Genomic DNA, 24518 nt, shown 5'->3' on the forward strand with positions numbered 1-24518 from the left:
GCCAGTCCAAACAAAACTTATCTATCGCCATGATTACGCTGAAACGTCTCCTCCCCCATCGCCGCAATCTGCCCCTCGATCAAGGCCTCGAACGGCTTGAGCAACGGCTCGAATGACGTCGGTGCTTCCAGCGTCTGCAACGCCTGCACAATCGCCTCGATGGTCGACAACGCCCCCGGCCCCGGTGCTTTGCGCAAGCGATAGCGCGACACCCCACCTTCGGCCAGCGTCACCCTTGGCAACGCCGCCAGCAGCGGATTGAGGTGCAACATCTTGCGCGCCTTGCGCCACGTGCCATCCGGAACGACCAGCAACAGGGGTCCATCGGACTCGCCGTAAGCCTGCATCGGCTGCGCATCATCAGCGGGAAACAACAACCGCGCCCGATAGCCCGGACGGTTCAGCAGCGCCGGCAAATCCTCGAACACTTCGCCAACAATCAACTCGGCATTGCTCAACCCCAGAGCCGCCAACCGCGCGGTATTCAACGCATGATTGACCTCGCTCGGATGCTGCAACAGCAATACCCGCGTGCGGCTGTCGAGGCTCGGGATCAACGGGCACAGGCAATGGGTTTGGGGGCGCAGGCAGCGCGGGCATTGAATTCTGGACATCGGTCTTAAGCCTGATTGAGCTGTGCTTTGAGCAGATCACGGAAGGTCTGGATCAGCGGTTCGCGGCTACGGCCGCGACGCATGATCATCGAAAACGGCGCCTGATAACCGAAGGTCGCCGGCAGCAGCACGCGCAGGTCACCCTTGTCGGCCCAGGCCTGAGCGTAGTGTTCTGGCAAGTAACCAATGTAGGCGCCGGACAGCACCAGAATCAGCTGCGCCTCCATACTTTCCACCGTCGCCGCGCTGTGTTTGAAGCCGTGTCGCGCCAGTTCGGCCTGACTCCAGTAACCACGTCCGACCATGCGTTGCTGGGTGATGACTTGTTCGGGAATACGCCGTTCGTTGAACAACGGATGGCGGCTGCTGCAGTACAGCCAATGCTGCTCGCGGTACAGCGGCATGTAGATCAGACCGCTCATGCGCGTGGAAAACGCACCGATGGCCAGATCGAGGCGGTTGTCCTGCACGCCGAGTTGCAGTTCATATGGGCTCATTACCGACAAATGCAAATGCACCGCCGGGTGTTCCTGGCTGTAGGCGCCGATGGCTTCGGCGAACGGCAAGGCCTTGTCACTGACGGTGGAGTCGATCACGCCGAGGTTGAGCGTGCCACGCAGTTCGCCCTTGAGCGCGGCGGCGTATTGCTCGAAACCTTCGAGCTCGGCGAGCAGGCGCAGGGTTTCCTGATGGAACAGTTCACCCTTGCTGGTCAGGCTGAACCCGCCGCGCCCGCGATGACACAGCACCAGGCCGAGCGCGGCTTCGAGCTGGCTCATGTAGGTGCTGATCGCCGAGGTCGACAGGTTGAGTTCCTGTTGGGCGTTGGCGAAACCCTGATGACGCACGACGCTGACGAAGATGCGCAACAGTTTCAGGTCGGGTAAAGCGTTGGCCATGTCTGCTCCGGGCTTTGCAACTGTGTGTCTGTGGGAAAAGCCCCTCACCCCAGCCCTCTCCCCGAGGGAGAGGGAGCTGATCTCCATGGCTTTCAAATCCTGAGTTCGACTCGATTTTCCAGGTCGATGCAGATTCCGCCAACAACTCGGTCGGCCCCCTCTACCTCTGGGCGTGAGGGAGAGGGGGCTGATCTCTATGGCTTTCAAATCCTGAGTTCGACTTGATTTTTCAGGTCGATGCAGATTCCGCCAACAACTCGGTCGGCCCCCTCTACCTCTGGGAGAGGGCTGGGGTGAGGGCAACGATTCCCTGTCGATCACACGACCCGAACCCGACAAAGTCTAATCGCCCCTCGCCCATTAGTTTAGAAAAATCTGAACTAAGTTTTTGCCCGTAGCGATTCTTTCCCCTCACTACATTTCGCATCATCGGCCCCACAGCGGCGCCCGAACCTGTGCTCAACGGCGCGCCGACATAAATAAAACAAAGACGATGAGGCCTTACCCGTGGACAAGATTCTTCACCAACCACTGGGCGGCAACGAAATGCCGCGCTTCGGCGGCATCGCCACCATGCTCCGACTCCCCCATGTACCGACCGCTGCCGGCCTGGACGCTGCCTTTGTTGGCGTGCCACTGGACATCGGTACTTCCCTGCGCCCCGGTACCCGCTTCGGGCCACGCGACATCCGCACCGAATCAGTCATGATCCGCCCGTACAACATGGCTACCGGCGCTGCGCCGTTCGACTCGCTGTCGGTCGCCGACATCGGTGACGTGGCGATCAACACCTTCAATCTGCTCGACGCCGTGCGCATCATCGAAGAAGCCTACGACAACATCCTCGAGCACAACGTGATCCCGATGACCCTGGGTGGTGACCACACCATCACCCTGCCGATCCTGCGGGCGATTCACAAGAAGCACGGCAAGGTCGGTCTGGTGCACATCGATGCCCACGCTGACGTAAACGATCACATGTTTGGCGAGAAGATCGCCCACGGCACCACCTTCCGTCGCGCCGTCGAAGAAGGTCTGCTGGACTGCGACCGCGTCGTACAGATCGGTCTGCGCGCTCAGGGTTACACCGCTGATGACTTCAACTGGAGCCGCGATCAGGGTTTCCGCGTGGTTCAGGCTGAAGAGTGCTGGCACAAGTCGCTGGCGCCGCTGATGGCCGAAGTGCGCGAGAAAGTCGGCGGTGGTCCGGTGTATCTGAGCTTCGACATCGACGGCATCGACCCGGCCTGGGCACCGGGCACCGGCACCCCGGAAATCGGTGGTCTGACGACCATTCAGGCGATTGAAATCGTCCGTGGCTGCCAAGGCCTCGACCTGATCGGTTGCGATCTGGTAGAAGTCTCGCCCGCTTATGACACCACCGGCAACACCTCGCTGCTGGCCGCCAACCTGCTGTACGAAATGCTCTGCGTACTGCCTGGCGTGGTCCATCGCTGAGGATCGGGTCATGAACGAACGTGATCAGGTTTTGCAAGCGGCCGCCGATCTGGTGTCCGCCTTCGCCCGTAATGATCGCGAGGCTTATTTCGGCGCCTTCAGCGCCGATGCAAGTTTCGTTTTCTACACCCTCGAACAGCCATTGCTGTCGCGCGATGCCTATCAGGCCTTGTGGGACAGCTGGCGCGCCGAGGATGGCTTCGAGGTGCTTGCGTGCACCTCGAGCAACGCCTTCGTCAGCCTGCAGGGTGACGTGGCGATTTTCATCCATGACGTGGCCACCGAGCTGCGCATGCAAGGGGAGCAACACTTCAGCCAGGAGCGCGAGACGATTGTTTTCAGGAAACAAGCGTCGAGCCTAGAACAACAAGGCCATTGGCTGGCCTGCCACGAACATTTGTCCGCAATGCCGGAAGGGCTGCCATCCCCTTAGCCAAACAGGTGACGCCTCACGCACGATGAGGCGCGCCTTTATGATCGGAGCAGATCATGAATAACAACAACAACGACCAAAGCCTTACGCAGATTGAAACCCACGGGGTCGAACAGATCCCGGACCACGAACGCAGCGCAGGCCCGACGGATTTGTTCCGGATGATCTTCGGCGGTTCGAATACCTTTGCCACCGCCGTGCTCGGCAGTTTCCCGGTGCTGTTCGGCCTGTCTTTTCAGGCCGGCGTCTGGGCGATTGTGCTGGGCGTACTGCTCGGCTCGCTGATCCTCGCACCGATGGGCCTGTTCGGTCCGCTCAACGGCACCAACAATGCCGTGTCGTCCGGTGCGCACTTCGGCGTGCACGGGCGGATCGTCGGTTCGTTCCTGTCGCTGTTGACCGCTATCGCGTTTTTCTCGCTCTCGGTGTGGAGTTCGGGGGATGCGCTGATCGGTGGTGCGAAACGCCTGATCGGTCTGCCGGAAACCGACCTGACTCTGGGCCTGGACCCTACGGTCTGTTCGCGATTCTGGTGCTGGCCGTGTGCATCTACGGCTTCCGCTTTTTGCTGTGGGTGAACAAGATCGCGGTGTGGAGCGCCAGCCTGTTATTCCTGCTGGGCATCTTCGCCTTCGCCGGTCCTTTCGACGCGCATTACGCCGGCACCGTCAGCTTCGGCCAGCCGGGCTTCTGGGCGGCGTTCATCGGTGCCGCGCTGGTGGCGATGAGCAACCCGATTTCCTTCGGCGCGTTCCTCGGCGACTGGTCGCGCTACATCCCGCGTGAAACTTCCAAGCAACGGATCATGGCGGCGGTGGTGCTGTCGCAGATCGCCACGTTCATCCCGTTCCTGTTCGGCCTGACCACAGCGACCATCGTCGCGATCAAGGCGCCGGACTACATCGCGGCGAACAACTATGTGGGCGGTTTGCTGGCGGTGTCGCCGAGCTGGTTCTTCCTGCCGGTGTGCCTGATTGCGGTGATCGGCGGCATGTCCACCGGCACCACCTCGCTGTATGGCACCGGGCTGGACATGTCCAGCGTGTTTCCGCGCGTGCTGTCGCGGGTCAAGGCGACGCTGCTGATCGGCGTGCTGTCGATTGCCTTCATCTTCATCGGGCGCTTTGCGGCGAACCTGGTGCAGAGCGTGTCGACCTTCGCCGTGCTGATCATCACCTGCACCACGCCATGGATGGTGATCATGATCATCGGCCTGTTGGTGCGTCGTGGCTTCTATTGCCCGGATGACCTGCAAGTGTTCACGCGCGGCGAACAGGGCGGACGCTACTGGTTCAGCCACGGCTGGAACTGGCGTGGTCTGGGCGCCTGGGTCCCGAGCGCGGCGGTTGGCCTGTGCTTCGTGAACTTGCCGGGGCAATTCGTCGGCCCGCTGGGTGAAATGGCCGGCGGCATCGACATCAGTTTGCCGGTGACCCTGGGCCTGGCTTCGGTGGTGTATCTGACGCTGCTGAGCCTGTTCCCGGAACCGCGCGAAGTGTTCGGCCCGAAGGATGCCCGCAGCCAAATCGTGGGAAAACCTGAACTGCGCCAGGCCGCCTGACGCCGATCCCTGTAGGAGTGAGCCTGCTCGCGATGACTTCAGCACATCCAATAAAGATGTGACTGACAGACCGCTATCGCGAGCAGGCTCACTTCTACAAGGAAAATGATTTTGGCCTCAACATAAAAAAGACAATCGGAGACACGCCATCATGGCTTTGGATTTATTCGTCGTCCTCATCTACGCCGCCGGCATGCTCTTGCTCGGCTACTTCGGCATGCGCAAGGCCAAGACCAACGAGGACTTTCTCGTCGCCGGTCGTAACCTGGGCCCAAGCCTGTACATGGGCACCATGGCCGCGACCGTACTCGGTGGCGCGTCCACCGTCGGCACCGTGCGTCTGGGCTACGTGCATGGCATTTCCGGTTTCTGGCTGTGCGCGGCACTGGGTTGCGGCATCGTCGCGCTGAACCTGTTCCTCGCCAAACCACTGCTGAAACTGAAGATCTACACCGTTACCCAGGTCCTGGAAAAACGCTACAATCCGATGGCCCGTTCGGCGAGCGCGGCAATCATGCTGGCCTACGCACTGATGATCGGCGTGACCTCGATCCTGGCGATTGGCACCGTCCTGCAAGTACTGTTTGACCTGCCATTCTGGGTTTCGGTACTCGTCGGTGGTGGCGTCGTGGTGATCTACTCGGCGATCGGCGGCATGTGGTCGCTGACCCTTACCGACATCGTCCAGTTCATCATCAAGACCGTGGGCCTGATGTTCATCCTGTTGCCGATCTGCCTGTACCGCGTGGGCGGTTGGGACGAACTGGTGCTGAAACTGCCGGCGACTGCCTTCAGCTTCACCACCATCGGCTGGGACACGATCATCACTTACTTCATGATCTACTTCTTCGGCATCCTGATCGGTCAGGACATCTGGCAACGGGTGTTCACCGTCAAAACCGCGAAAGTCGCGCAATACGCCGGCAGCATCGCCGGCATCTACTGCATCGTCTACGGCCTGGCCTGCGCGCTGATCGGCATGGCTGCGCATGTGCTGATCCCGGATCTGGACAACGTCAACAACGCCTTCGCCGCCATCGTCAAACTGTCGCTTCCGGACGGCATCCGTGGTCTGGTGATCGCTGCGGCACTCGCCGCGATGATGTCCACTGCCAGCGCCGGCCTGCTCGCTGCGGCGACCACGTTGACTGAAGACCTGCTGCCGAAACTGCGTGGCGGCAAACAGTCGAGCCTGGGCATCAACCGCCTGTTCACCCTGCTCACCGGCATCGTCGTGCTGGGTATCGCGCTGGTGGTGAACGATGTGATCAGTGCGCTGACTCTCGCTTACAACCTGTTGGTGGGCGGCATGCTGATCCCGCTGATGGGTGCGATCTTCTGGAAACGCGCGACCACTGCCGGCGCCATCGCCAGCATGGGCCTGGGTTTCGCCACCGCACTGCTGTTCATGTTCAAGGACGGTCTGGACGCGAACACGCCGATCTACTACAGCCTGGCCGTGGGTCTGGTGAGTTTTGTGGTGGTCAGCCTGCTCTCCCCTCGCCCGGCGACGGTGGCGAGTGCGATCTAAGCTCTGATGTAACAACTTGATGCTTTCTTCGACGGGTGTGGCGTCGGTTGCCACACCCGTTTTTTTACGTCTGGAGAAAATGGCTGATGAAGATCGTATCGCGTGATCATTGGTTTGAAGTGCAGAGTTTGAGCGATGGCATTCGGCTTATTCATGAACCGTATATTCGACCGTTCTACCGCTGCAACCTGTGGCACATTCAGGGGCGCGACAAAGACCTGTTGCTGGACAGCGGTTCGGGGCTGGTGAGCCTGCGCGAGCAGTTGCCCTGGATCACCGAGCGGCCATTGGTGGCGGTGGCCAGTCATTGTCACTTCGACCACATCGCCGGGCATCATGAATTTGCTGAACGGCTGGTGCATCGCGCCGAAGCGGACATCCTTGCAGCGCCGGATGGCGAAAACGATTTGAGCCGCGCCTTCGTCGGCGACGACATGTTTGAAGCGCATCCGGACTGCCCGTTGTGCTACGCCGAATACCGGGTCAAAGCCGCGCCGGCCACCGGATTTGTCGAGGACGGCGATGTGCTCGATCTGGGCAATCGCACGCTGCAAGTGCTGCACACACCGGGGCATTCGCCAGGCGGCATCAGCCTGTATGAGGCGGCGACTGAGACGCTGTTCAGCGGCGACATCATCTACGACGGGCCGCTGATCGAAGACGCCTACCACTCCAATCTTGAGGATTACGCCGCCAGTCTGCGGCGTTTGCAGGCGTTGCCGATCCGCACGGTGCATGGCGGGCACTTTGGCAGTTTTTCCGGGGAGCATTTGCGCTCGATGATTGACCAGTGGTTGCGCGGCCACGCCTGAGGTCTGCTTCACTCAAGCACAACAACCATCAGAAAAATCTGCCATGAGAAGAGCTGCCGTACGTGCCGCCGTGCACCGGTATATCCGGCGTCTGCTGGAAACCCGCGAATTCAACGACAACACCAGCCTGGTGCAATTGGGCTTGGAAAAAGCGGATATCGAGGATCTGATCTTTCATCTGGAAGATGAATTCGGGCTGACGGCGTTCACCGCCGAGGAAGACCGCATGCTCAAGACCGCGAAGACGGCGAATGACTTGAGCCGGTTTTTGCTCGAGATCGGGCGGCACTGAAAGCAAAAGATCGCAGCCTGCGGCAGCTCCTACACTGTTTTATGCAGGAGTTGCCGAAGGCTGCGATCTCTTGATCTTGAATCCTTTGATCTCGGATCGGGGGCGTTACCGGCGCCGTTGTTGACGGCGGCGCTGCTCGTCATCGGTGCGGATCGGTACAGGTTGCAGAGGCGGTTCGATCAAACCGAGGGCAACACCCAAATCGTGCAGCCAGTTTTGAATTTTCTCTTTCATCGTCATGCCCCCTTCAGGGTGGTGCTGAGCGGCCGGAATTCTGAGGCCGCTTCGCACTGATAATAGTCCGAAGTCCTACGTAATGCTCGGCCAAATCCGCAATGATCTGTTACTGAATTGAACAGAATTCGCCGCCATTGGTTCAGGCTGTTTCTCGGCTTTCTATCTGAGCCGCGGGATAGACAGCCTGCTGCACCTCAATCCACGCGTTGAGGTTGGCGCCGAGCATGCCCTTGCGCCACATGAGCCATGTTGTCGCACCCACGAATGGCTCGGCCAACGGGTGCGCGGCGACGCTATCGCGCCCCGGCAGACTGGCCAGCATCGACTCCGACATCAGTGCCACGCCACTTCCGGCAATCACGCAGGCGAGCATGCCCTGATAGGACTCGATCTCCATCGCCCGACCCATCGTCGCGTGGTAGTGCGAAAACCACGCTTCAAGACGCATGCGGTAGGAACAACCCCGCCTAAAAGTGAAAACTGAACGCCCCTCGACATCCCGGGCACTGCGTACCGGCGGATGATCGATTTCCGTGATCAGCACCAACCGCTCCTCGCACAACGGCACGCCGTCGAGCCCGGCCAGTTCCAGCGGACCATCGACCAACGCGGCATCCAGACGTCCGGTGAGCAAACCTTCCAGCAACTCCCCGCTCGGCGCCGACTGCACCTGCAGATTCACCGCCGGATACTGCTTGTGATACTGCGCCAGCAGCGCCGGCAAATGGATCGCCGCCGTGCTGTACATGGTGCCCAGAGCGAAGTCGCCGGCCGGTTTGCCGCCCATGACCGCCGCAATGGCCTGATCGCGCAGGGCGAAGAGTTTGCCGGTGTAGTCCAGCAGGACTTTTCCCGCAGGCGACAGCTGCAAACGCTGACGCTCACGGACGAAAAGTTCGACACCGAGTTGTTCTTCAAGCTGTTTGAGCCGCGTCGACAGGTTCGACGGCACCCGGTGCAGGCGTTCGGCGGCGCGGGTGATCGACCCTTCTTCGGCCACGGCCTGAAAAATCCGCAGTTGGCTGAACTCCACAACCTTTCTCCAGAACAGAACAAGTTACTCACTATTATTCAATTTTAAAGAAAGTCAATCAGTCTTAGCCTGACGGTCATTGATCCTTCCAAGGAATTCCGACCATGTCGCCCTTGATTCGCTTATCCGCCTGTTTCGTTGCCCTGATGATGGCCATGGGCATCGGGCGTTTCGCCCTCACCCCGCAAATGCCACACCTGCTCAGCGAAGGGCAGATCGACCTGACGGCCGCCGGTCTGATTGCGGCGGCCAACTACCTCGGCTACTTGCTCGGTGCGGTGGATGCGATGTTCGCCCATCGCCCGCAGCAGGTTCAGCGGCGCCTGCATGGCGGACTGTGGTTGTGCGTGCTGCTGACGCTGGCGTCGTTCTGGGCCAATGGATTCTGGTCGCACTTGGTGCTGCGCTTCGGCAACGGGGTGGCGAGTGCCTGGGTGCTGGTGATGATCACTTCGTTGAGTCAACCGTTGGCGGCAGCAGCAGGTCGTCCGAGATTGGGAGCACTGGTGTTTGCCGGACCGGGGTTGGGGATTTTTCTGACGGGGTTGCTGGCGCTGGTCTCACATCTGCTGAATCAGACGTCCGCAACGTTGTGGCTGATTTATGCCGCGGCTGCGCTGGTGATGATGCTGGGGGTCTGGCGACTGCTGCCAACGCCTGTCGCAACGGCGACGGTGGTTGCAGCGCCAGTCAGTCCATCGAATCGGGGCATTGGACGGCTGGCCTTGATTTATGCGCTTTACGGCGTCGGCTACATCATTCCGGCGACCTTCCTCTCGCAAATGGCCAATGCGCAGTTTCACGGGGAATGGCAGGCGGATCTGTTCTGGCCTTGCTTTGGTCTGGCTGCGGCGCTTGGCGTGTTGCTGGTGAGCCTGCGGCGTCACGATCCCGCCACCACCCGGCACTGGTTGATGGCGACGCTGTGGCTTCAAGCGGCCGGCGTATTCGCCTGCCTGCTCGGCAGCGGCATCGGCCTAGCACTGGGGGTGATCCTCTGCGGCACGCCATTCCTCGCCTGCATGCAACTGGTCATGCAACGCTCGCGGGAACTGGCGCCGCACGCCACCCAGCGCAATGCCGGGATGCTTACCGCCTGCTTCGCCGTCGGCCAACTCAGCGGCCCTCTATTGGCAGCGCTGAGCAGCCATTTCAGCGGTGGCCTGCAGCCGGCGCTGATCATCGCCGGCAGCGGCTTGCTGATTGCCGGCGGCCTGGCGATGCAATCGACTAACGCTGACCCAGCGCTTTGCGCAAACGCCGACGCAGCCACTGCTCGGCGCTGACAAAAGTGATGCCGAGCAGCACCAGTACGGCGCCGACTACGAAGTTAACCGTCAACTGTTCGTCGAGCAGCAACACGCCAAAGGTCACGCCGAACAGCGGCGTCATAAACGAAAACACCGCAAGGTTGGCCGCCAGATAACGACGCAGCAGCCAGAACCAGATCAGGTAACTGAAGAACGACACCACCAGTCCCTGGAACAGCACGCTGGCGACTGCCACGGGGGTCAGGCTGACGTGAGTGATCTGGCCGCTGAACAGCGCGATCAGCAGCAGGCCGAGGAAGCCGACGATCAACTGATAGAACAAGGTCAGCGTCACCGGTGCTTCCGACAGCCGCGAGGCGCGCACCACCACCGTGGTCGCGCCCCAACAGGCGCCAGCCAGTACGCCAAAAGCATCACCCAGCAGCATGCGCCGGTCGAGGTTGTCCCACGACACGCCCCCGGCGAAGGCAATCGCGATGCCGATAAACGCAAGGAGAATGCCCAGCCATTGCAAAGGTCGCAGGCGCTCACTGGCTAACAGGAAATGCACCCCCAAAGCGGTGAAAATCGGCGCGGTGTAGAGGAACACCGACATGTGCGCAGCGGTGGTCAGTTGCAGACCTTCAGCGATGAAAAGGAATTCCAGACCGAACAGCGCACCGGCCAGCAAGCCGCCGCGCCAGGTCGTACCGACCTGATCCCAGCCGCCCTTCCAGCAGATCAGCAACCCCACCAGTAACGCAGAGATCCCCGAGCGCGCGGCCGCTTGCATGACAGGCGCGATGTCCGGCGCCGCCCATTTGATCATCACTTGCTGCACGCCCCAGATCAGGCAGAGGCCGATCATCACCTGCAAGGCAAAACTGTCGGCATTGCGCCGCTCGACACTCACCGCAACACCTCGAACACACACAACATGGCAGGCCATCCAATGGTCAGAAAATAGTGCTGGGGATTATCAATCAGTCGGGCGGAAAAAAGGCGTCTGGAAAAGACATTTAGTGCTTCAGTGGCGGCAGTGGTGAATGGCTGTCGGCTGCGCCGCCATTCGCGAGCAGGCTCGCTCCCACTTTGGATTGCGTTCCCTGCTCGCGAAGAGGCCCGCATGGCTTACCTGCATTTCGGATCAGACCTTGCCAAACCGCCTCGCCAACAAAAACCCAACGCTACAAGCCACAGCAGTGGCAAGCGTCCCCCACGCCCAATCCATCAGCGTCACCTGCACCGACCACCCGCGCAACGTCGCCCAATTGGTCAGGTCATACGTGCCGTAAGCTATCAGCCCTAACAACGCGCCCCGCTTCGCCGCCCATTGCCACGTCACGGCCGGCAGCACCACAAATATCACGCAGCCAAAAACATACAGGCAATAAAAAACCGCTGCCGGAACCAGCAGCGGTTTTTCGAGCATCAGCGGACCGAGTAGCTCGCGGTAGGTCGGTGCCATCAGCAGGCCGAGCCAGATGCCGTCGAGCAGCAGAAACGTCAGCAGCGTTGCAACATAGCCAATCAGCGCTTTTTTCATCGACCCGACCTCATGTGTGCCCATGCAGGATGGGCCACGCAAGGCTCAGGTTAGTTCAATGCGATCAGCGTGAATGACGATCTTGCCTTCCTTGTACAGCGAACCGATCGCCTTCTTGAAGTTGCCCTTGCTGACGCCGAACAGGCTGCTGATCAACGCCGGATCGCTCTTGTCGCTGACCGGCAATGTACCGCTGTTGTCGCGTAACTTGGCGAGGATCTTCGAGTTCAGGCTGCTGGCCGCTTCCTGACCAACCGGTTGCAGGCTCAGGGCGATCTTGCCGTCGGCACGGATTTCCTTGATGTAGCCCTTCTCGGTCATGCCGGCGCGCATGAACTTGAAGATTTCGTTCTTGTGAATCAAACCCCAGTGCTTGTTGTTGATGATCGCCTTGAAGCCCATGTCGGTGGCTTCGGCAACCAGCAGATCAACTTCCTGGCCCTGGCTGTAGTTGGCCGGGGTCTTGTCGAGGTAGCGATCCAGACGCGCAGTTGCGGTGATGCGGCGGGTGTGCTTGTCGAGGTAGACATGCACCACGCAGTATTCGCCGGCGGTCATCTGGCGCTTTTCTTCGGAATACGGCAGCAACAGATCCTTCGGCAGCCCCCAATCGAGGAACACACCGATGCTGTTGACTTCAACGACTTTCAGACTGGCAAATTCGCCGACCTGAACTTTTGGTTTTTCCGTGGTAGCGAGAAGTTTGTCTTCACTGTCCAGATAAACAAATACGTTGAGCCAATCTTCATCTTCGGTCGGAATATCTTTCGGGATATAACGATTAGGCAAAAGAATCTCGCCGTCGGCACCGCCATCCAGATATAAACCGAAGTTAGTGTGTTTAACCACTTGCAAACTGTTGTAACGCCCGACTAAAGCCATTTCCAGAACCCTCATTGCGTGGGCGGCATTCTACCCGTTTTTGGCGTGGCCGTCGGGCGGCAGATCCGCACGCGTCGTAAATCTGCGCAATGCCTTGATTTTCCTTGTGCGTGGCTGGGCTGAGGTGCCGCTCGTCAGGCAGGTACCACCGCTCGCGGTTGAATATTTCAACGCCTCCAAACCTGAATGTTCTTATTTAAAACAGCAGGTTAGCCGGATATATCGCATATTCAATCGCGAATAATGCAGTGCAGTGCTGGGTTATTCCGGGGGATATTTACCAAGCAATTGTCAAGTTATTCCTGTACGATGCCTGGCCGAGTTACTTTTCTACAGGTTAATGGCCGCCATGCGTGTAAAAGCATCCACCAGCAAAGCAAAGCCAGCTCCAGCCGTTGAAACCAGCGAATCGATCAACGATCAGATCGCAGCGTTCCTCAAGTCTGGCGGCGAGATCCAGCAAATTGCCAAAGGCGTCAGTGGCCAGACGTTCGGCCCGTCCAAGCAGATCAGCCTAGGCAAGAAGTAACACCCGGTTTTACACCCGTCCAGAGGCGCTTTGAGCTTCGAAGCGCCTGGACTGGCACCGCGCAACATCCCTCCCTTGTTAAACAAAAATCCTTGTAAATCGACGAACGGCCTTCAACGCCGATCATTCGCCGGTATCCTTGCACGCGTCTAGATCAAGCGTTTCAGCAGGCCCGCTGCCCTGCCCTCGCTGTTCATGGAGTGACGCATGCGCAAAACACCCTGTTTATTACTCGTAAGCCTTCTGGCCAGTGCAACCGCGCACGCGCAGATTTTCCAGCGTGAACTGGGCGACTTCGATCTCAAACTCGGCACCACGCCCACGCGCAGCATGGCTCAAGGCCTGGTCAAGCCGGCGGCAATCGGTTCCTTCCACGGCGGCCTCGACCTGAGCCACGACAGTGGCCTCTACGTTGGCCAATACGCGCCGAGTATGGGCATCTCCCCGGGCAAGAATCTCGAGATCGATTCCTACGTCGGTTTTAAACAACCTTTCGATCAGACCCTTGGCTACGAAGTCGGGATGATCCACTACAGCTATCCCAAGGTAGATACCCTCGACAGCCAGGAGCTGTTCGGTGGCCTGACCTTGCTCGGCAGTCGTTTCGGCGTGGCCTTCAGCAACGACCCGGATAAACAGAACAACACCTTGTTTGCCGATCTTGGCGGCAACCAGCCATTCGGTATCGGCGTCAGCATGAAATACACCACCCACCAACTGAACACGCCCGTCGCCGTGGACGGTGGTTATGTCAGCAGTTTTACCGACTGGTCGGTGAAATTATCCCGGCCGTTCATGGGCGTCGACCTCGACCTGATCTACAGCAACTCCAGCCTCAGCGGCAGCGATTGCTCAGCCTATTCCGGGCACAACAGCGAGTGCGACGGCCTCGTCACCCTCAAGGCTGCCCGCGCGTTCTATTGATCGGCTGAACTGCCGGGTTCATTCTGCGTTCACATAGGAATCAGTCCCTCGAAGCCAGGCTCACGCAAGGATTCGCCCATGTCTCGCTGGTTCACGCACATCACCGCACTACTGATTTTCACCCTCGCCCTCGGCGCTTGCAGTCGCGTCGGTCTGGCGTCTATCGCAATCTCGACGTCATTATTCCGTGGACGCTCGGTGATTACCTGGACATGAACGGCGAGCAGAAAGACTGGTTCAACGAACGCCTCAAGGACCACCTGAGCTGGCATTGCACCACGCAATTGCCGGGTTATCTGGACTGGCTTGATCGCCTGCAGAGCATGGTCGAAACCAATCAGGTCACCGATGCTGCGTTACAGGCGCGCACTACGGAAGCCAAGCAGGCGATTGCCGAAACAGCGAAGGAAATCACGCCTTCGGCCATTGAGTTGTTGCAAGGTCTGGATGACAGGCAAGTGGCCGAGATGAATGACGCGTTTGCCAAGGATCTGCGCAAGCGTCAGCAGGAATACCTGAAACCACCGCTTGATCAACAAATTGCCGAGCGTGGCGCACGAATGGTTAAACGCTTGAATGACTGGCTCGGCCCCTTGAGCGCCACCCAGGAACAGCGAGTCATGGCGTGGTCGACCGCGCTGGGCGATCAGTACACCCAATGGATTGCCAACCGCGCCCATTGGCAGAAGCAGTTCAGTGCAGCAGTGGCGCAACGTAAAAGCCCCGAATTCCCACAGAGAATCGAGACGCTTCTGGTCAATCGCGAGAGCTTATGGACAGCGGATTACCGCAAGGCCTTCGCCGAAACTGAAGCGCAGGGACGTTCACTGGCGGTTGACCTGATGGCCGAAAGTACGCCGCAACAGCGTCAGCGGTTATTGAAGAAGATCGAGGGTGTGCGTAAAGACTTCAACGACCTCAAATGCCTCAAGGCCGCGCAAAAAACCTGAACATACCCGAATCCAATGTAGGAGTGAGCCTGCTCGCGATAGCGGACTTCCAGTGACATCAATGTTGACTGGAAGAACGCAATCGCGAGCAGGCTCACTCCTACAGGGGGATCCGCGTGAACTCAGGCGATCTGGGCTTTTGAAGCCACTTCATCAAACGTCGCCTCAGCCAGCGCATCGTCCTGTTCATCCAGCACCTGACGCGGGTGATCATTGCCGGGAATACTGCTGTCGATCAGGCTCAGCAGGCTTGAGCCGCGCGGGGTCAGGACAAAATTGTTTCCGGTGCTGCCCTCCTCATCCGGGCGCGGTGCGATATAGCCGCGCAGGAGCAACAACCTTTCATAGTCGCAAGCCAGCGTTTTCAGGTGATCAAGGTTCTCGATCGGCTCGCCGGCGCTGGCTTTCTCGGCCGCATAGTCTTCGGCATAAGCCCGTGGGGCAAAGCTGTGGCCTGCGCTGTTTTGCACTTCGTGCAGCAAGCGTTCAATCAAATCCCAGTTATAAGTCGTCATCCTGATACAACCTCCGGTGCGCATGATTTATGGCGCGTTCATAGGTTGTGACCGGAGCCGTTCTCAGCCGTTCAGCCGCATTTCCCGAGCCGACCGACCGGCGGTCTGTCGATTTCCCGCTGGGTTAAACGACTAGTCTGAAAGTGCCGCCTTCAACCCCGCAGGAGAAATCATCATGAACGTTGAGAATCATCCGGTGGTATCGCGCGAAGAATGGCTCGCCGCCCGTAAGCAACACCTCTCTCACGAAAAAGCCTTCACCAGGGAACGCGATCGCCTCAGCGCTGAACGTCGCGCCTTGCCTTGGGTGAAGGTCGACAAGGACTACCACTTTCAGGGGCCCAACGGCGAATTGAAGCTGGCCGACCTGTTCGGCAAACACAGCCAATTGGTGGTTTACCACTTCATGTTTGCCAAGGATTGGGAGGAAGGTTGCCAGGGTTGCTCGTTCCTCAGCGACCACATTGATGGCGCCAACCTGCATCTGGCGCATCACGATATTGCGGTGGTTGCTGTGTCTCATGCGCCGTTCAACGAGTTTCAGGCATTTAAACAGCGGATGGGCTGGAAGTTTGACTGGGTGTCTTCAGAAGGCTGCGACTTCAACTATGACTTCGGAGTTTGCGCACGGGCTGAAGATGTCGCGGCGGGAAAGGCTACGTACAATTACGAAAAGACTGACAGCGCCGAGGAAGAAATGCCCGGCCTGAGCGTGTTTTATCGTGATGCAAAGGGCGACATATTCCACACCTACTCAACCTATGCCCGCGGTCTTGACATGCTGGTTGGCGCCTACAACTACCTCGATCTCACGCCCAAAGGCAGGAATGAGGACGAGATCATGGAGTGGGTTCGGCATCATGATCGCTATGCGTTAGCGACAAAATCCAGTTGCTGCCACGGAAACTGAAAGCCCTTTGTGGGAGCGAGCAAGCTCGCTCCCACAGAGTGTGAACTTTTCGCCAGTTTCGCCGCTCAACCGGTTAACCGCCTTAACCGGAACTGAGGCCTGCCCCGATGAAAACCCTGATCAAGCTTACCCTCGCCGCCACCCTCGCCTGCGCCCTGCCCGTCTGGGCCTGCACGCCGGAAGAAGCCACCGCCAAACGCGAACAATTAGCCAAGGAAGTCTCGAAGCTGACCGAGCAGAATCCGGCAAAGGCCAAAGAGATCAATGCCGAATTGCAGAAGATGGATCTGGGTACGGCCAGTGCGGATCTACCGGATAAATGCCAGTTGATTGATCAGCGCTTGAGAGAACTGAATTCTGCCGAGAAGAAGACCGAGGGCTAACAGCAAGATCAAAAGATCGCAGCCTTCGGCAGCTCCTACACAAAACCCTGTAGAGCTGCCGAAGGCTGCGATCTTTTGCCACTAAAAATGCATTAATGCATTTATTTATTTGCATTAATGCATATCCCTGACTAGGGTTACCTCGAGCAAGGAGATCGGAACCGGCCACAGAAGATGGCAACCGTTAAGCACCGATCGCTCGGCAACACTGCTACATCCACACAAGCTGGACGCTTGTTTTCACTCATGGAGGATTGAAGAATGTTAACCACCGCAGCAACACAATTCACCGGCGAATCACTGCCAAGGTGCCTGGCCGGTCACCTGCTCGACCCGCAACTCACCGAAGTCGAAGCCGCTGAACAAATCAGCCCCCTCGCCGCCGGCAGCCTCAACTTCAACATGCAGAAACAGACCCAGACCAACTGGTGCTGGGCCGCCGTTTCCGCCTCGGTCGGCAACTATTACGGCACCGGCAACTGGACTCAGTGTGGTGTCGCCAGCACCCAGCTCGATCGCAATTGCTGCAATCAGCCGGGGCCGTGCAACGTTTACGGCTATCTGGATTCGGCCCTGCAAACCACCCGCAGCTACAACGGCATGAATCAGGGTTCGCTACAGATGTCGGCCATTCAGAACCAGATCAGCATGGGCCGTCCTGTCGGCTTGCGCTGCGGCTGGTACGGCGGTGGGGCGCATTTCCTGACGATTTACGGCACCAACGGCGATTACCTGTTGGTCGCGGACTCGATCTACGGCTATTCGACCCGTGCGCTGAACGCGTTCCCCCGCGCCTACAACGGCGGCGGCAATTGGACTCACACTTACTTCACCGTGAAAAACTAGGAGGGCGACATCATGCAACTGACTTATCCAAAGGCGCCTTCCAACGGCGTTCAGACTTTGCGCCCGGCGCTGCAAGCCGCGCTGCAAACCCAGGGCTTTGGCGCCAATCGCCAGTTCGCCAACACGGCACCTGCAAAAATCAGTCTCAGCGAAGCCTATCGCGGCTACTCGTTGAACCTGGAGGACCTGAGCCACGGCAAAGGCCTGAAGGAGGCTCGCCTCGGCGACTGGCATTACCTGGTATTTGCCGACGGCGTGACGATTGCCGATGCGCAATTGGCTGAAGTGCGCGGTCACGTCGAGTTCGCCTCGTTGAACCACGGCGATCACGCCGCCGCGACAGTGGGAGCGTTGAAACTGGCAGAGCAAGCGCCGCAACTTCAGGGCAAGACCGTTGAGTTGCGCGTGCTGTTTGTCTCGGCCCTGCACGTTGTCGCGATCTGGCTGCATGCCGACGGTGAAGACGTGCTGATCCCGATCGAGCCGACACCCAAGGAATTGGCGGTTACCGGGTTGTACAGCGAAGCAACACTGCTCGGCGCATTGAAACCGGCAGCGGATCAAGCCAAGCGGCGCTTTGACGCCGACACCAGTGGCCAACTCGGCAACTGATGGACGAAAAAAAACCGGACACTGTCCGGTTTTTTTTTACACGTCTGAAACGCTTTACTCAGCCGCAGGCTCTGCTGGCTTGCGGCGTTTCAGCGGCGCCATGCCGTCACTGCTCACCAACGAGTCCGGCTTCGGACGGTTGGCGCTCTTGCGCTTGGTCGGCGTCTTGGCGGCAGTTTTCTTCTTGTCGCCTTTGGCGTCAGTCTTTTTCTTCTTCACGCCAACGGCTTTGCCCGAGGCCTTGACCTTCTTCGGACCGCCATAGACGCCTTTGACTTCCTTGATGGTGCGACGCTCGAAGCTCTGCTTGAGGTAGCGCTCGATGCTCGACATCAGGTTCCAGTCGCCGTGGCAGATCAGCGAGATCGCCAGGCCGTCGTTACCGGCACGGCCAGTACGACCGATGCGGTGCACGTACTCGTCGCCGCTGCGAGGCATGTCGAAGTTGATCACCATGTCCAGACCATCAACGTCCAGACCACGGGCCGCGACGTCGGTGGCCACGAGGATCTTCACGCCGCCCTGCTTCAGACGGTCGATCGCCAGTTTGCGATCCTTCTGGTCTTTCTCGCCGTGCAGCACGAACGCTTTGTATTCCTGAGCCACAAGGCGGCCGTAGATGCGGTCGGCCATGGCGCGGGTGTTGGTGAAGATGATCGCTTTCTGGTAGGTCTCGTTGGCCAGCAGCCAGTTCACAATCTGCTCTTTGTGCTGATTGTGGTCGGCGGTGATGATTTGCTGACGGGTGGTCGAGTTCAGCTGGCTGACCGCGTTGAGCTGCAAGTGCTCAGGGTTGTTCAGCACCTTGCCGATCATGTCGCGCAGGCCGGAACCACCGGTGGTGGCGGAGAACAGCATGGTCTGCTGACGGTTCGGGCATTCGTCGACCAGACGCTGCACGTCTTCGGCGAAGCCCATGTCGAGCATGCGGTCGGCTTCGTCGAGCACCAGCACTTCGACTTCTTTGAGGTCGAGGTTGCCGGCGTTGAGTTGCTCGATCATCCGGCCCGGGGTGCCGATGAGGATGTCCGGCACTTTGCGCAGCATCGCCGCCTGGACCTTGAAGTCTTCACCGCCGGTGATCAGACCGGACTTGATGAAAGTGAACTGCGAAAAACGTTCAACTTCCTTCAGCGTCTGCTGGACCAGCTCGCGGGTCGGCAGCAGGATCAGCGTCTTGATGCTGACGCGAACCTTGGCCGGGCCGATCAGGCGATTGAGGATTGGCAGAACGAAAGCGGCGGTTTTGCCGCTACCGGTTTGCGCCGTCACCCGCAGATCACGCCCTTGGAGCGCCAGCGGAATGGCCGCGGCTTGCACAGGCGTTGGCTCGACAAATTTCAGCTCGGCCACAGCTTTAAGCAGGCGTTCGTGCAGGGCGAATTGGGAAAACACGGGTGCTACCTCGAAGATATGCAAAAAAACAGCTGCATAGGTTACCGGTTTCGAGCGCTCAGGCCGAGTTTCTTTATACAAACGGACGCAATCAGTGGCTTTTTTGTTGCTCGATTTGTCTCCAACGGTAATACACGGCGGCTTAAATGCTCTAATTACCCATCGCGTCTTATAGAAGAATCGTTGCTCATATGGATTTCAAACAGCTCTGGCTCAACGCCCAGGACCTCTGGGGCACCCTCGAACAGCATCCACTTTTGCAGGCCGGCCTCGCCCTGACGCTGCTGCTGGGAATCGCGCTGGTGCTCGGACGAGTGGCCCGTTACCTGATCCTGCACGCCAGCCGCATGCTCGGGCGCCAGCCGTCGCTGCACTGGATCAATGACTTTCGCCACAACAAGGTGTTTCAGCGTCTGGCGCAGATTACGCCGTCGCTGGTGATTCAGTTCGGCCTGCATCTGGTGCCGGAACTGAGCAAAACCGCGATGACTTTCCTCGGCAACGTCGCGTTGTCGTTCACCATTCTGTTCCTGCTGCTGTCGGTCAGCGCCCTGCTCAATGCCCTGCTCGACATTTATGCGCGCACCGAGCACGCCCGCACGCGCTCGATCAAAGGCTACGTGCAACTGGCAAAAATGGTCCTGTACGTATTCGGTGCGATCATCATCGTCGCCACACTGATCGACCGTTCGCCGCTGTTGCTGCTGTCCGGTCTGGGTGCGATGTCGGCTGTGATTCTGTTGGTCTACAAGGACACGCTGCTGTCGTTCGTTGCCAGCGTGCAGTTGACCAGCAACGACATGTTGCGCGTCGGCGACTGGATCGAGATGCCGCAGGTCGGCGCCGATGGCGACGTGGTCGACATCACCCTGCACACGGTCAAGGTGCAGAACTTCGACAAGACCATCGTCTCGATCCCGACCTGGCGGCTGATGTCCGAGTCGTTCAAGAACTGGCGCGGCATGCAGCAATCAGGCGGACGACGGATCAAGCGCAGCCTGTTCATCGATGCCAGCGGCGTGCGTTTCATTCGTGATGACGAAGAAGAAAAGCTCTCGCAGGTGCACTTGCTGACCGATTACATGAGCCGCAAGAAAGCCGAGCTCAAGGCGTGGAACGAGGCGCAGGGCAATGTCGCGGCGATGTCGGCCAATCGCCGACGCATGACCAATATCGGCACGTTTCGCGCGTATGCACTGGCGTATCTGAAGAGTCATCCGGAGATTCAGCCGAACATGACCTGCATGGTCCGGCAGATGCAGACCACCGCGCAGGGCATTCCGCTGGAAATCTACTGCTTCACCCGCACCACGGTGTGGGCCGATTACGAGCGGATTCAGGGGGATATTTTTGATTATCTGCTGGCGGTGCTGCCGGAGTTCGGGTTGAGCCTGTATCAGCAGCCGAGTGGCGGGGATTTGCGTTCCGGGTTGCTGCCGGCGGTGCTCGGCGCGGCCAGCATTCCCGAGCCGCAGAAACACCTCCTGTAAAACACAATTCCCCTGTAGGAGCTGCCGAAGGCTGCGATCTTTAGACTTTAAAGATCAAAAGATCGCAGCCTTCGGCAGCTCCTACACCGGATCATGCGGTGCGGCGAATGCCCAGTCGGCTGATCCAGACCGCTGCCAGGATGACGCTGCCACCGAGGAACAATCTTCCAAGTTCCTCATGCTGGTTCCAGATCAGCAGATTCAGCAGCAACCCCACGGGCACATGCAGGTTATTCATCACCGCCAGCGTGCCGCCGTTGACCATGCACGCGCCCTTGTTCCACCAATACATGCCCAGCGCGGTCGAGACCAGACCGAGGAACAGCAAAACGCCCCACTGCAGCGGTGCTTCCGGGAGGAAGTTGGCTTTGCCGAACATCAGGAATGCAGGCAGCACCACCGCCAGCGCGCCGAGGTAGAAGAAGCCGAAACGCCGGTAATGCGGCAGATCGCCTGGGTGTTTCGCCACCAGATGCTTGTACATCACCTGCCCTGCCGCGTAGGTGAAGTTGGCCAGTTGCAGGAGCAGGAAGCCCATGAAGAAGTCCGGGCTGATGCTGTCGAAACGAATCACCGCCGCCCCGCCCACCGCCACCAGCGCCGCAATCAGCGCCCATGGATTGAAGCGGCGGTTCAGTGCATCTTCGATCAGCGTCACGTGCAGCGGCGTGAGAATGGTGAACAGCAACACCTCCGGCACCGTCAGCACGCGGAAGCTCAAGTACAGACAGACGTAAGTCACGCCGAACTGCAACGCGCCGATCACTAGCATGCCGCGCATGAACGAAGGTTCGACCGAGCGCCAGCGAGTCAGCGGGATAAACACCAGCCCGGCCAGCACCACACGCACCAGTACCGCGAAGTAACTGTCGACATGACCGGCCAGGTATTCGCCGATCAGACTGAAGGAAAACGCTTGGATCAGCGTGACAAAAAGTAGATAGCCCATGCTCGCCTCGAAATCGAATGGCGGCGACGATAGCGGTTTTCTGGTCTCACTGCGAATAGCCGGAAACACAAAATCCCCCTGTGGGAGCGAGCCTGCTCGCGAAGGCAGAGTGTCAGACGGCAAATACTTGTCTGATACACCGCTTTCGCGAGCAGGCTCGCTCCCACAAGGAGTTTTGCGTCGTTCAAAAAACACAGGCAAAAAAAAGCCCGATCTCGCTAATGCGTTCAATCGGGCTACAGCACTCAGGAGCAACAAGTGCAAAGGGAGGTTCGATGCGCGTAGAGCCTTGAAGGGGTTGCGCCAGGTCACTAGACCATCCAGCGATTATCTGGCGATTAACATATCAAGCGACCTGGGACAGCTTGGCGTTGGCCTGATTCAGACCTTTCTCCTGGAAGTCGCCACCGAGGTTCATGCCCTCGGCGTGAATGAACGTCACGTCGTTGATGCCGATGAAACCCATGACCTGACGCAGGTACGGTTCCTGATGATCCGCCGGGCCGCCGGCGTAGATGCCGCCACGAGCGGTGAGCACGTAGGCACGTTTGCCGCTGAGCAGGCCTTGCGGGCCGGTTTCGGTGTACTTGAAGGTCACACCGGCACGCAGCACGTGGTCGAGCCAGGCCTTGAGGGTGCTCGGGATCGCAAAGTTGTACATCGGCGCGGCCATCACCAGCACGTCGGCGGCGAGCAACTCATCGGTCAATTCGTTGGAACGGTCCAGCGACGATTGCTCGTTGGCGTTGCGCTGCTCGGCGGGCTTCATCCAGCCACCCAGCAGGTTGCTGTCCAGGTGTGGTACCGGGTTCGCGGCGAGGTCACGTACGGTGATCTGATCGTTGGGATGCGCAGCTTTCCACTGACTGATGAAGGTCTGGGTCAGTTGACGGGATACCGAGTCTTGCTGGCGGGCGCTGCTTTCGATGATCAGAACGCGGGACATGGTGTGTAGCCTCCATCCGAGAATGTTGTAGGTCGATGGAGTGAAGGTTAAACAGAGTTGAATCGATGAAAAAGCGCAAATAATTGCTGCAAAGCATCGAATAATTCGTTTAGATGCTGAACCATGCTCCTGTAGGAGTGAGCCTGCTCGCGATAGCGGTGTGTCAGCTACATCTGTGTTAACTGAAACTCCGCTATCGCGAGCAGGCTCACTCCTACAGGGATCGGTGTTATTTCGGGACGCAGGTCAGTTTGATGCGCAGCTTGATGATCTCGCGGGTGAACTTGGCCGTGGCGTTTTTATGTTTGCCGGCCGGTACATCGATTGTGCGGGTGCGCGGCGCTTCCGGGCCATTGCTGAACACCGCTTTGCAGGTCGCGTCGACATCACCGTAGTTGGCCACCCGAATCGAGCCGATGTCGTTATCGGTGTCGAAGGTCTCGTAGTCGATCTTCATGCCGTTGAGTTCTTTCTGCACATCGATCGGGTACGCAAAAGCCGTCAGCGGTAGCAGCGCCAGCAGCACACAACAGAATTTTTTCATTCGGCAGTCTCCATGAGGGACGGCCAGCTTAGGACAAGAGGAGCTATTGATGAAAGCGCCCCGCGTGACCCTTGATCAATGGCGAACATTGCAGGCCGTGGTCGACCACGGCGGATTCGCCCAGGCCGCCGAGGCCTTGCACCGTTCGCAATCGTCGGTGAGCTACACCGTCGCCCGCATGCAGGACCAGCTCGGCGTGCCGTTGCTGCGCATCGATGGGCGTAAAGCCGTGCTCACCGAGGCCGGCGGCGTGCTGCTACGTCGCTCGCGGCAACTGGTGAAACAGGCCAGTCAACTGGAAGACCTCGCCCATCACATGGAACAAGGTTGGGAAGCCGAGGTGCGGCTGGTAGTCGATGCGGCCTACCCGAGCGCGCGCATCGTCCGCGCATTGACCGCGTTCATGCCGCAGAGTCGCGGCTGCCGCGTGCGTCTGCGTGAGGAAGTGTTGTCGGGTGTCGAGGAAGTGCTGCTCGAAGGCGTGGCCGATCTGGCCATCACTGGCCTGAGCATTCCCGGTTACCTTGGTGCGGAGTTGAGCGACGTCGAGTTTGTCGCTGTCGCCCACCCCGATCACCCGCTGCATCGGCTCAATCGCGAGCTGAGCTTTCAGGATCTGGAAACCCAGATGCAAGTGGTGATTCGCGACTCCGGCCGCCAGCAACCGCGGGACGTCGGCTGGCTCGGCGCCGAGCAGCGCTGGACCGTCGGCAGCCTCGCCACGGCGGCCACATTCGTCAGCAGCGGCCTCGGTTTTGCCTGGCTGCCCCGGCACATGATCGAGCGGGAACTAAAAGATGGTTCGCTCAAGCTGCTACCGTTGGACAGGGGCGGCAACCGCAATTCCAGCTTCTATCTGTATTCGAACAAGGACAAACCCCTGGGCCCGGCCACGCAAATCCTCATCGAACTGCTGCGTACCTTCGACACCTTGCCGCTGGACGCCCCGTTCGCCGCCCCTGAACAAGCCTGACACG

At 59.1% G+C, this 24518-nt stretch carries 26 protein-coding genes and 2 pseudogenes; 16 read left to right on the plus strand and 12 right to left on the minus strand.

Translation table 11 applies throughout. From position 1 onward, the window contains the following. Positions 1-17 precede the first annotated feature (17 nt). The gene (locus ACOYXE_RS15090) at positions 18-614 is read right to left on the minus strand and encodes a tRNA-uridine aminocarboxypropyltransferase (RefSeq protein WP_460926219.1); all 597 of its coding nucleotides are present in this window, start codon (positions 612-614) and stop codon (positions 18-20) included. A gap of 5 nt (positions 615-619) precedes the next feature. Beyond that, entirely contained in the window at positions 620-1513 is an 894-nt protein-coding gene (locus ACOYXE_RS15095; RefSeq protein WP_007914510.1) for a LysR family transcriptional regulator, read from the minus strand. A gap of 507 nt (positions 1514-2020) precedes the next feature. Here ACOYXE_RS15095 and speB point away from each other — a divergent pair. The 6 genes and pseudogenes from speB to ACOYXE_RS15125 all read left to right on the plus strand — a co-directional run bounded on the left by speB (position 2021) and on the right by ACOYXE_RS15125 (position 7600). Further along, a complete protein-coding gene (gene speB, locus ACOYXE_RS15100) occupies positions 2021-2971 on the plus strand; it encodes an agmatinase (RefSeq protein WP_003222717.1) in 951 nt (316 codons plus the stop codon). Positions 2972-2981: 10 nt separating this feature from the next. Continuing rightward, a complete protein-coding gene (locus ACOYXE_RS15105) occupies positions 2982-3404 on the plus strand; it encodes a YybH family protein (RefSeq protein WP_160056668.1) in 423 nt (140 codons plus the stop codon). Positions 3405-3460: 56 nt separating this feature from the next. After that, positions 3461-4965: pseudogene (locus ACOYXE_RS15110) on the plus strand (purine-cytosine permease family protein). 151 nt (positions 4966-5116) lie between these two features. Next, positions 5117-6496 carry a sodium:solute symporter family protein gene (locus ACOYXE_RS15115; protein ID WP_405122124.1) on the plus strand — a complete coding sequence of 460 codons (1380 nt, stop codon included), beginning with the start codon at positions 5117-5119 and terminating at the stop codon, positions 6494-6496. Between the two features lie 86 nt (positions 6497-6582). Beyond that, positions 6583-7308 carry an MBL fold metallo-hydrolase gene (locus ACOYXE_RS15120; protein WP_160056662.1) on the plus strand — a complete coding sequence of 242 codons (726 nt, stop codon included), beginning with the start codon at positions 6583-6585 and terminating at the stop codon, positions 7306-7308. Positions 7309-7351: 43 nt separating this feature from the next. Then, on the plus strand, positions 7352-7600 hold the full coding sequence (locus ACOYXE_RS15125; protein ID WP_034153223.1) for a phosphopantetheine-containing protein: 249 nt from the start codon (positions 7352-7354) through the stop codon (positions 7598-7600). A 105-nt stretch (positions 7601-7705) separates the two neighbouring features. Here the strand turns inward: ACOYXE_RS15125 and ACOYXE_RS15130 are convergent, their stop codons facing one another. Next, positions 7706-7834, minus strand: coding sequence for a PA1414 family protein (locus ACOYXE_RS15130; RefSeq protein ID WP_007914492.1), 129 nt, complete (start codon positions 7832-7834; stop codon positions 7706-7708). Positions 7835-7976: 142 nt separating this feature from the next. Continuing rightward, entirely contained in the window at positions 7977-8870 is an 894-nt protein-coding gene (ptrR, locus tag ACOYXE_RS15135) for a putrescine utilization regulator PtrR (RefSeq protein ID WP_460926221.1), read from the minus strand. A gap of 104 nt (positions 8871-8974) precedes the next feature. On the opposite strand from ptrR, the gene ACOYXE_RS15140 reads away from it, so the two are divergent. Beyond that, complete coding sequence (locus ACOYXE_RS15140; RefSeq protein ID WP_460926222.1) at positions 8975-10156, plus strand: MFS transporter; 1182 nt, start codon at positions 8975-8977, stop codon at positions 10154-10156. Here the strand turns inward: ACOYXE_RS15140 and ACOYXE_RS15145 are convergent. From ACOYXE_RS15145 to ACOYXE_RS15155, 3 genes are all read right to left on the minus strand, one after another. Further along, positions 10101-11033 carry a DMT family transporter gene (locus ACOYXE_RS15145; RefSeq protein ID WP_160056656.1) on the minus strand — a complete coding sequence of 311 codons (933 nt, stop codon included), beginning with the start codon at positions 11031-11033 and terminating at the stop codon, positions 10101-10103. The genes ACOYXE_RS15140 and ACOYXE_RS15145 overlap by 56 nt on opposite strands. A gap of 234 nt (positions 11034-11267) precedes the next feature. Further along, on the minus strand, positions 11268-11666 hold the full coding sequence (locus ACOYXE_RS15150; protein WP_405122127.1) for a DUF2177 family protein: 399 nt from the start codon (positions 11664-11666) through the stop codon (positions 11268-11270). Positions 11667-11711: 45 nt separating this feature from the next. Next, entirely contained in the window at positions 11712-12548 is an 837-nt protein-coding gene (locus ACOYXE_RS15155; protein WP_405122128.1) for a CvfB family protein, read from the minus strand. Between the two features lie 340 nt (positions 12549-12888). On the opposite strand from ACOYXE_RS15155, the gene ACOYXE_RS15160 reads away from it, so the two are divergent. From ACOYXE_RS15160 to ACOYXE_RS15170, 3 genes and pseudogenes are all read left to right on the plus strand, one after another. Further along, positions 12889-13077, plus strand: coding sequence for a hypothetical protein (locus ACOYXE_RS15160; protein ID WP_016985943.1), 189 nt, complete (start codon positions 12889-12891; stop codon positions 13075-13077). A gap of 207 nt (positions 13078-13284) precedes the next feature. Next, a complete protein-coding gene (locus ACOYXE_RS15165) occupies positions 13285-14001 on the plus strand; it encodes a TorF family putative porin (protein ID WP_160056652.1) in 717 nt (238 codons plus the stop codon). A 78-nt stretch (positions 14002-14079) separates the two neighbouring features. Then, positions 14080-14951, plus strand: a pseudogene (locus ACOYXE_RS15170) (DUF6279 family lipoprotein). Between the two features lie 122 nt (positions 14952-15073). On the opposite strand, the gene ACOYXE_RS15175 reads toward ACOYXE_RS15170, so the two are convergent. Beyond that, positions 15074-15466, minus strand: a complete 393-nt coding sequence (locus ACOYXE_RS15175) for a transcriptional regulator (protein WP_160056648.1) — start codon at positions 15464-15466, stop codon at positions 15074-15076. A gap of 175 nt (positions 15467-15641) precedes the next feature. Between ACOYXE_RS15175 and ACOYXE_RS15180 the strand changes: the two genes are divergently transcribed. From ACOYXE_RS15180 to ACOYXE_RS15195, 4 genes are all read left to right on the plus strand, one after another. Beyond that, complete coding sequence (locus ACOYXE_RS15180) at positions 15642-16376, plus strand: DUF899 domain-containing protein (protein ID WP_160056646.1); 735 nt, start codon at positions 15642-15644, stop codon at positions 16374-16376. 107 nt (positions 16377-16483) lie between these two features. Beyond that, the gene (locus tag ACOYXE_RS15185) at positions 16484-16759 is read left to right on the plus strand and encodes a hypothetical protein (protein WP_160056644.1); all 276 of its coding nucleotides are present in this window, start codon (positions 16484-16486) and stop codon (positions 16757-16759) included. 261 nt (positions 16760-17020) lie between these two features. Next, complete coding sequence (locus ACOYXE_RS15190; protein WP_405122129.1) at positions 17021-17605, plus strand: papain-like cysteine protease family protein; 585 nt, start codon at positions 17021-17023, stop codon at positions 17603-17605. Positions 17606-17617: 12 nt separating this feature from the next. Then, positions 17618-18217: a hypothetical protein gene (locus tag ACOYXE_RS15195; protein ID WP_460926223.1), complete on the plus strand. Its 600-nt coding sequence runs from the start codon at positions 17618-17620 to the stop codon at positions 18215-18217. Between the two features lie 54 nt (positions 18218-18271). On the opposite strand, the gene ACOYXE_RS15200 is transcribed toward ACOYXE_RS15195, so the two are convergent. Continuing rightward, positions 18272-19612: a DEAD/DEAH box helicase gene (locus tag ACOYXE_RS15200; RefSeq protein WP_460926224.1), complete on the minus strand. Its 1341-nt coding sequence runs from the start codon at positions 19610-19612 to the stop codon at positions 18272-18274. 191 nt (positions 19613-19803) lie between these two features. Between ACOYXE_RS15200 and ACOYXE_RS15205 the strand changes: the two genes are divergently transcribed. Further along, positions 19804-21102, plus strand: a complete 1299-nt coding sequence (locus tag ACOYXE_RS15205) for a mechanosensitive ion channel family protein (protein ID WP_460926225.1) — start codon at positions 19804-19806, stop codon at positions 21100-21102. Between the two features lie 91 nt (positions 21103-21193). Here ACOYXE_RS15205 and ACOYXE_RS15210 read toward each other — a convergent pair whose 3' ends face one another. The 3 genes from ACOYXE_RS15210 to ACOYXE_RS15220 all read right to left on the minus strand — a co-directional run bounded on the left by ACOYXE_RS15210 (position 21194) and on the right by ACOYXE_RS15220 (position 23541). Beyond that, positions 21194-22051 carry a carboxylate/amino acid/amine transporter gene (locus tag ACOYXE_RS15210; RefSeq protein ID WP_460926226.1) on the minus strand — a complete coding sequence of 286 codons (858 nt, stop codon included), beginning with the start codon at positions 22049-22051 and terminating at the stop codon, positions 21194-21196. A 346-nt stretch (positions 22052-22397) separates the two neighbouring features. Further along, a complete protein-coding gene (locus ACOYXE_RS15215; protein WP_110720045.1) occupies positions 22398-22997 on the minus strand; it encodes an FMN-dependent NADH-azoreductase in 600 nt (199 codons plus the stop codon). A 229-nt stretch (positions 22998-23226) separates the two neighbouring features. Then, a complete protein-coding gene (locus ACOYXE_RS15220; RefSeq protein WP_405122134.1) occupies positions 23227-23541 on the minus strand; it encodes a 3-phosphoglycerate kinase in 315 nt (104 codons plus the stop codon). Positions 23542-23590: 49 nt separating this feature from the next. Between ACOYXE_RS15220 and ACOYXE_RS15225 the strand changes: the two genes are divergently transcribed. Further along, on the plus strand, positions 23591-24514 hold the full coding sequence (locus tag ACOYXE_RS15225; protein WP_007914443.1) for a LysR family transcriptional regulator: 924 nt from the start codon (positions 23591-23593) through the stop codon (positions 24512-24514). Positions 24515-24518: the final 4 nt, after the last annotated feature.

This window comes from Pseudomonas sp. MC6 (assembly GCF_054790575.1).

What these genes read in the sequence shown, in the direction of transcription:
- ACOYXE_RS15165 (WP_160056652.1), top strand. Translation starts at nt 13,285, where the DNA reads ATGCGCAAAACACCCTGTTTATTACTCGTAAGCCTTCTGGCCAGTGCA.
- ACOYXE_RS15095 (WP_007914510.1), bottom strand. Translation starts at nt 1,513, where the DNA reads ATGGCCAACGCTTTACCCGACCTGAAACTGTTGCGCATCTTCGTCAGC.
- ACOYXE_RS15160 (WP_016985943.1), top strand. Translation starts at nt 12,889, where the DNA reads ATGGCCGCCATGCGTGTAAAAGCATCCACCAGCAAAGCAAAGCCAGCT.
- ACOYXE_RS15210 (WP_460926226.1), bottom strand. Translation starts at nt 22,051, where the DNA reads ATGGGCTATCTACTTTTTGTCACGCTGATCCAAGCGTTTTCCTTCAGT.
- ACOYXE_RS15185 (WP_160056644.1), top strand. Translation starts at nt 16,484, where the DNA reads ATGAAAACCCTGATCAAGCTTACCCTCGCCGCCACCCTCGCCTGCGCC.
- ACOYXE_RS15125 (WP_034153223.1), top strand. Translation starts at nt 7,352, where the DNA reads ATGAGAAGAGCTGCCGTACGTGCCGCCGTGCACCGGTATATCCGGCGT.
- ACOYXE_RS15120 (WP_160056662.1), top strand. Translation starts at nt 6,583, where the DNA reads ATGAAGATCGTATCGCGTGATCATTGGTTTGAAGTGCAGAGTTTGAGC.
- ACOYXE_RS15090 (WP_460926219.1), bottom strand. Translation starts at nt 614, where the DNA reads ATGTCCAGAATTCAATGCCCGCGCTGCCTGCGCCCCCAAACCCATTGC.
- ACOYXE_RS15225 (WP_007914443.1), top strand. Translation starts at nt 23,591, where the DNA reads ATGAAAGCGCCCCGCGTGACCCTTGATCAATGGCGAACATTGCAGGCC.
- ACOYXE_RS15140 (WP_460926222.1), top strand. Translation starts at nt 8,975, where the DNA reads ATGTCGCCCTTGATTCGCTTATCCGCCTGTTTCGTTGCCCTGATGATG.
- ACOYXE_RS15215 (WP_110720045.1), bottom strand. Translation starts at nt 22,997, where the DNA reads ATGTCCCGCGTTCTGATCATCGAAAGCAGCGCCCGCCAGCAAGACTCG.
- ACOYXE_RS15220 (WP_405122134.1), bottom strand. Translation starts at nt 23,541, where the DNA reads ATGAAAAAATTCTGTTGTGTGCTGCTGGCGCTGCTACCGCTGACGGCT.
- ACOYXE_RS15190 (WP_405122129.1), top strand. Translation starts at nt 17,021, where the DNA reads ATGTTAACCACCGCAGCAACACAATTCACCGGCGAATCACTGCCAAGG.
- ACOYXE_RS15105 (WP_160056668.1), top strand. Translation starts at nt 2,982, where the DNA reads ATGAACGAACGTGATCAGGTTTTGCAAGCGGCCGCCGATCTGGTGTCC.
- ACOYXE_RS15195 (WP_460926223.1), top strand. Translation starts at nt 17,618, where the DNA reads ATGCAACTGACTTATCCAAAGGCGCCTTCCAACGGCGTTCAGACTTTG.
- ACOYXE_RS15175 (WP_160056648.1), bottom strand. Translation starts at nt 15,466, where the DNA reads ATGACGACTTATAACTGGGATTTGATTGAACGCTTGCTGCACGAAGTG.
- ACOYXE_RS15180 (WP_160056646.1), top strand. Translation starts at nt 15,642, where the DNA reads ATGAACGTTGAGAATCATCCGGTGGTATCGCGCGAAGAATGGCTCGCC.
- ACOYXE_RS15155 (WP_405122128.1), bottom strand. Translation starts at nt 12,548, where the DNA reads ATGGCTTTAGTCGGGCGTTACAACAGTTTGCAAGTGGTTAAACACACT.
- ACOYXE_RS15205 (WP_460926225.1), top strand. Translation starts at nt 19,804, where the DNA reads ATGGATTTCAAACAGCTCTGGCTCAACGCCCAGGACCTCTGGGGCACC.
- ACOYXE_RS15115 (WP_405122124.1), top strand. Translation starts at nt 5,117, where the DNA reads ATGGCTTTGGATTTATTCGTCGTCCTCATCTACGCCGCCGGCATGCTC.
- ACOYXE_RS15130 (WP_007914492.1), bottom strand. Translation starts at nt 7,834, where the DNA reads ATGAAAGAGAAAATTCAAAACTGGCTGCACGATTTGGGTGTTGCCCTC.
- ACOYXE_RS15150 (WP_405122127.1), bottom strand. Translation starts at nt 11,666, where the DNA reads ATGAAAAAAGCGCTGATTGGCTATGTTGCAACGCTGCTGACGTTTCTG.